Consider the following 345-nt stretch of genomic DNA (forward strand, 5'->3'; position numbering starts at 1 on the left):
CCGCGCATCACCGGATGATATCTCGAGAAGCTGGTCTTAATGGTATGGCTTCGAGGTGCACCGGCGTGCCCTCAATGAAGACCATACCGAACACGTCGATGGCATCAAGAAATATCCGATTGTAAAAGGTAATCGGATTTTGCTGGCTCTATGAATACCGATAGGTTGCAGTATGGCCGGATTTGGAACCCCTCAAGCGTAAGCGAAGAGGATCAGGAATTCCAAATCAAGCAAATATGGATGAGCATAGACAATGAGAACGAAGAAGTGAATTAAGGGCATTTGGTGGATGCCTTGGCATGCACAGGCGAAGAAGGACGTGATACGCTGCGAAAAGCCGTGGGG

Annotated in this window: 1 rRNA gene; it reads left to right on the top strand. The window is 49.0% G+C overall.

Annotation, left to right across the window (positions count from 1 at the left end):
* Positions 1 to 262: 262 nt before the first annotated feature.
* Positions 263 to 345 (top strand): 23S ribosomal RNA (locus ACTJKV_RS21880); the annotation flags it as partial.

Source organism: Agrobacterium sp. 22117 (assembly GCF_052045735.1).
Classification (GTDB): domain Bacteria; phylum Pseudomonadota; class Alphaproteobacteria; order Rhizobiales; family Rhizobiaceae; genus Agrobacterium; species Agrobacterium cavarae.